We start from the raw sequence: 5097 nt of genomic DNA on the forward strand, positions 1-5097 counted from the left end.
TCGGGCGCCGGCGCGGGCGGCGGCACGGGGACCGGCGCGGGCGCGGGGCTGGGCGATGGGCTCGGGGATGGCGACGGCGACGGAGAAGGTGATGGCGAAGGCGCGCTGGGCAGCGGCGCCGGCACCGGCCCGCTGACCGCGAACAGTCCGACCCGCCCTGCCCCGGCGCCCGCCTGCGCCGCGGCCCGCACCGCATCGGCGCTGCGCAGGGTGTAGGCATAGGGCGGCACCCAGTTGCTCGCCACGGGCACACCCTCGCAGCCCTGCAGCTCCACATCGATCACGCCGGTCATCGGCTTGCCGGCGTCGTCCTTGTCGCTGATGAAGCGATGGCCGCTGCTGCGCATGCTGATCGCGTCCTTGCCGCCGGCCAGCTTGCCGCAGACCTCCTTGGGCTTGAGGCCGGTGAACTCGTAGAAGTTGCTCTCCACCAGCACGTCGCTCTGGTAGCGGGCATCGAGGCCGGACATGTACTTCAGGTCCGGGTCGCCCGTCGTCGTGCTGCCGGTGATGTAGTTGTTGTAGTGGTGCAGCTGGCCGAAGCGCACCAGCGGCAGGCGGCTGCCGATGCTGTCCCACCAGTTGCCGGCCAGCGTCACGTGCAGGCGGCCGGCGTCGCTCCAGGCGCGGCCCGAGTCGCCGTTGCCCACCAGGGTCTGCTTGTGGTGCTTGGTGAAGTAGCTGTTGGAGACGGTCACGTAGTCGGAGCCGCGCACGATGTCCAGCGCGCCGTCGTGGCGGGTGTCGCTGGCCAGCGAGTCGGGCGTGTCGCCGTCGCTGATGGACACGTGGTCGATCCAGATGTACTCGCCGCGGGTGATGGTCATGCCGTCCGCATAGGCGTTGTCGCTGTCCTCGGGGTTCACGTCCCAGGGCGTGTCGATCTGCAGGTTGCGCACGATGATGTTGCGCGACCAGGTCGGATAGGCCTCCGGATCCTTGCCGGCCGCCACCCACTTCTTGAAGTCCGCCTCCGGGTCGCCGCCCACGCTCTGCGCCGCCTCGATGCCGATCAGCAGCGTGGTGCCGGTGATGCGGGCCGGGCGGCCGTTGGCATCGTTGATGCCCACCAGCGTGGTGTTGGACGGGATCATGAAGGACCCGCCGTTCTTCTGGTCCAGGTAGCTGGTGTACTCCTCGAACACCGTGTTGCCGTCGCGCCAGCGGAAGTCGATGTGGCCGACGATGCGGATGATCTTGGGCTCGTTCTTCGCCTCGCGGATCGCCGCCAGCAACTGCTCCTTGTTGAAGACCGTGTAGACCCGGTTGGCCGCGGCGCTGGAGCCGCCGGTGACGCGCACCTGCCCCTGGCGCGACCATGAATGCCAGCCGGCGTCGGGCGCGATCTCGCGCTCGAAGCTGAGCACGCCGTGGGTCGGGTCGCTGCTGGCGAACTGCCAGCCGGGCAGGCGCGGCGCCACGCGGAAGTTCGATGGTGCATGCAGGCCGTTCACCAACACCGGCGCCGAGTAGCTGCGGTTGCCGATGTCGAACAGCAGCGGTGCCGTCGTGTCGGTGAGGCTCATCGCATCGACCACCGGCGCCGGAGCCGGCGTGATCGGCCGCGGATCGCGGGCGGCGGCGATGGTGGTCTTGCCGGCACTGCCCGCCGAGGCGATGCCGGCGCCGGGACCCGCATCCGAGCTGCTGCTGCCGCCGCCGCAGGCGCTCAGCAGGCCGAGCGAAATGGAAGACGCCAGCAGGCTGCGCCGCCGGTGCACGCTGAATCTCATCATCATGTCTCCTGTCGTTGTGAACCGCGCACCGCTCCGCCGGCCCGGTCGCTGCGGGAGCGACGGGCATGTGGGCGTTACGCTGGGGAATCGGCGGCAGGCCGACAAGGCAAGCGGCGCAGGCGGCGCGCGAAGGGCGCCGGGCGTCTCACTGGGAACGAGTTGTTCCGCTTTAAGGTATCTGAGATTTAAATCTCAGAAACAGTGTTTCATTCCAATGAATGCATGCCAACGCTCGCAAACCCTGAGGGGTCGGCGTTCACACGAGCGGGCGGTCGGAGATGACGACGCCGTCTTCGTCGGCATACAGCCAGTCGCCGGGCCGGATGTCCACGCCGGCGACGTGCACGGCGACATCGGACTGGCCCTGGCCCTTGCGGTCGGTGGGCAGCGGCACGTGGCCCAGCGCCAGGATGCCCACCGGCGCCGCGCGCAGCTCGGCCAGGTCGCGCACGCAACCATGGATCACGAGGCCGGCCCAGCCGTTCCTGGCCGCCGCCACGGCGAGATTGCCGCCCAGCAGCGCCCGGCGCAGCGAGCCCGCGCCGTCGACCACCAGCACACGCCCCTGCCCCGGCGACTCCACCGCCTCCTTGACGCGGCTGTTGTCTTCATAGCACTTGACCGTGGCCACCGGCCCGGCGAAGCGCTCGATACCGCCATAACTCCGAAACCCGGCGGGCAGCACGCGGAAGGCGCCCGAGCCGTCGGCCTTGTGGACGTCGCAGAGATCGCAGGTGGAGAAGGAGTCCATGGGCTCAGGCTCCGCTCGGGTCCGCCAGCACCTTGATGCGCACGCCATGCAGGCCGACGACCTGGCCGGCGCGGATCTTGGCGGTCTTGCGGGATTCGTCCTGGCCGTCCACCTGGACCTGTCCCTCGGTGATCATCATGCGGGCACGGCCGCCGCTTTCGGCCAGGCCGGTGGCCTTGAGCAGGCTGTCGAGGGTGATGAACTCGCCGCGGAGTTCGAAGTCGATATGTTGCATGGCTTTGATTCTCGCCGGGGAAAGCAGCATTGCGATCCGGCCCGTTGGCAGCGGGCACACCGCCTGCTAATACCGGCACATGAGCACCGCCCTGCCCCTCCCCCCGCACTCCCACCCGCACTACACGATGGAGGAGCGGCGCAAGCGCATCTTCGCCATCGTCGCCGCCTCCTCGGGCAACCTCGTCGAGTGGTTCGACTTCTACATCTACGCCTTCTGCGCGATCTACTTCGCGCCGGCCTTCTTTCCGAAGTCCGACCCGACCGCGCAGTTGCTGAACACGGCCGGCGTGTTCGCCGCCGGCTTCCTGATGCGGCCGATCGGCGGCTGGCTGTTCGGCCGCATCGCCGACAAGCAGGGCCGCAAGACCTCGATGGTGATCTCGGTGCTGATGATGTGCGGCGGCTCGCTGCTGATCGCCGCGCTGCCCACCTACGCGCAGATCGGCGCCGCCGCGCCCGCGCTGCTGCTGCTGGCGCGGCTGGTGCAGGGCCTGTCGGTCGGCGGCGAGTACGGCACCACCGCCACCTACATGAGCGAGGTGGCGCTGCGCGGCGAGCGCGGCTTCTTCTCCTCCTTCCAGTACGTGACGCTGATCGGCGGGCAGCTGCTGGCGGTGCTGGTCGTCGTCGTGCTGCAGCAGCTGTTCGACGAGGCCGAGCTGAAGGCCTGGGGCTGGCGCATTCCCTTCGTCGTCGGCGCGATCACCGCGGTGGTGGCGATGCTGCTGCGGCGCACGCTGCACGAGACCTCCAGCCAGGCCTCGCGCTCGCACGAGTCGGCCGGCAGCGTCAGGGGCCTGCTGCGCGACCACTGGCCGGCCTTCCTGACCGTGCTCGGCTACACGGCCGGCGGCTCGCTGATCTTCTACACCTTCACCACCTACATGCAGAAGTACCTGGTCAACTCGGCCCACATGTCGATCAAGACGGCCAGCAACGTGATGACCGTCTGCCTGTTCCTCTACATGGCGATGCAGCCGCTGTTCGGCATGCTGTCGGACCGCATCGGCCGGCGCAACAACATGCTGCTGTTCGGCGCCCTGGGCACGCTGGGCGTGGTGCCGATCATGTATGCGCTGGAGACCGTGAGCTCGCCGTTCGAGGCCGGCGTGCTGATCGTGATCGCGCTGGCCATCGTCAGCTTCTACACGTCCATCAGCGGCATCGTGAAGGCCGAGATGTTCCCGGCCGAGGTGCGCGCCCTGGGCGTCGGCCTGGCCTATGCGATCGCCAACGCGGCCTTCGGCGGCTCAGCGGAGTACGTGGCCCTGGCCTTCAAGCAGGGCGGACATGAGAGCTACTTCTACTGGTACGTGACCGGGATGATGGCGATCGCCTTCCTGGTCAGCCTGCGGCTGCCGCGGCACGCCAGCTACCTGCACACCGATCACTGAGCCGTCTTGCGCGCCTGCGCCGCCGCGCGGATCGCGGCCAGCGTCGTTCGGCTGGTCGACACGTCGGCGTCCAGCTTCAGGTGCAGCAGCGCCGGTTTGCCCGCCGCCATCGCCTCGCGCAGCGCCGGCTCGAACTCATCGGTGCGCTGGACCAGCGCCGCATGCCATCGGTGGGCCCGGGCCAGCATCACGAAGTCCGGATTGAACAGGTCGCTGCCCGAGACCCGGCCCGGGTACTCGCGCTCCTGGTGCATGCGGATCGTGCCGTAGGTGCCGTTGTCCACGACGATGGAGATCAGCTGCTTCGCGCCGTAGCCGGTGGCGGTGGCGAGCTCCTGGCCGGTCATCAGGAAGTCGCCGTCGCCGGCGATGTTGACGACCCAGCGGTCCTGCTGCAGCAGCGCCGCCGCCACCGCCGCCGGCACGCCATAGCCCATCGCGCCGGAGGTCGGCGCCAGCTGCGTGCGGCCATGCTGGTGCAGCGCGGTGTAGCGGTGGTAGCGATGCAGCCAGCCGCTGTAGTTGCCGGCGCCGTTCGTGTAGATCGTGCCTTCGGGCAGCAGGCGGCCCAGCGTGCGGATGATCACCGCCATGTCCAGCGGCTCGACCGGAGGCGCCACCAGATTGGCTTCGTAGTCGGCGCGGGCCTGGGCGGTCCAGTCCTGCCATCCGTTGATCTTCGGCGTTAGCGCGGCGAGCGCCGGCGCCGCGCAGGCCATGCCCGCCTGCACCAGCAGGTCCGCCGCATAGACGCGGCCCAGTTCCTCGGCGCCGGCGTGGATGTGGATCAGCTGCTGGGCCGGCCGCGGCGGTGCCAGCAGCGTGTAGCCGCCGGTGGTCATCTCGCCCAGGCGCGGTCCCAGCGCGAGGATCAGGTCCGCGTCCTTGAGCCGCTGCGCCAGCTTCGGATTGATGCCGATGCCGACGTCGCCGGCGTAGAGCGGGTGGCCGTTGTCGAACAGGTCCTGGCGGCGGAAGG

At 69.4% G+C, this 5097-nt stretch carries 5 protein-coding genes; 1 reads left to right on the forward strand and 4 read right to left on the reverse strand.

The genetic code is table 11. The features are described from left to right. The 3 genes from B0W88_RS29545 to B0W88_RS29555 form a co-directional block, all read right to left on the reverse strand. On the reverse strand, window positions 1-1733 hold a 1733-nt coding region (locus tag B0W88_RS29545), incomplete at its 3' end, for a polysaccharide lyase family 1 protein (RefSeq protein ID WP_233151890.1). A gap of 259 nt (window positions 1734-1992) precedes the next feature. After that, entirely contained in the window at window positions 1993-2487 is a 495-nt protein-coding gene (rraA, locus tag B0W88_RS29550) for a ribonuclease E activity regulator RraA (RefSeq protein WP_077038107.1), read from the reverse strand. A 4-nt stretch (window positions 2488-2491) separates the two neighbouring features. Further along, on the reverse strand, window positions 2492-2722 hold the full coding sequence (locus B0W88_RS29555) for an RNA-binding S4 domain-containing protein (RefSeq protein ID WP_077038108.1): 231 nt from the start codon (window positions 2720-2722) through the stop codon (window positions 2492-2494). Window positions 2723-2801: 79 nt separating this feature from the next. Between B0W88_RS29555 and B0W88_RS29560 the strand changes: the two genes are divergently transcribed. Continuing rightward, the gene (locus B0W88_RS29560) at window positions 2802-4118 is read left to right on the forward strand and encodes an MFS family transporter (RefSeq protein ID WP_077038109.1); all 1317 of its coding nucleotides are present in this window, start codon (window positions 2802-2804) and stop codon (window positions 4116-4118) included. On the opposite strand, the gene B0W88_RS29565 is transcribed toward B0W88_RS29560, so the two are convergent. Beyond that, window positions 4112-5097: thiamine pyrophosphate-dependent enzyme (locus tag B0W88_RS29565; protein WP_233151891.1), on the reverse strand; the 986-nt coding region annotated here is incomplete at its 5' end. The two genes, B0W88_RS29560 and B0W88_RS29565, sit on opposite strands and share 7 nt — an antisense overlap.

The organism is Pelomonas sp. KK5 (genome assembly GCF_001984095.1).
In the GTDB taxonomy this organism is placed as follows: domain Bacteria; phylum Pseudomonadota; class Gammaproteobacteria; order Burkholderiales; family Burkholderiaceae_C; genus KK5.

What these genes read in the sequence shown, in the direction of transcription:
- B0W88_RS29560 (WP_077038109.1), top strand. Translation starts at nt 2,802, where the DNA reads ATGAGCACCGCCCTGCCCCTCCCCCCGCACTCCCACCCGCACTACACG.
- rraA (WP_077038107.1), bottom strand. Translation starts at nt 2,487, where the DNA reads ATGGACTCCTTCTCCACCTGCGATCTCTGCGACGTCCACAAGGCCGAC.
- B0W88_RS29555 (WP_077038108.1), bottom strand. Translation starts at nt 2,722, where the DNA reads ATGCAACATATCGACTTCGAACTCCGCGGCGAGTTCATCACCCTCGAC.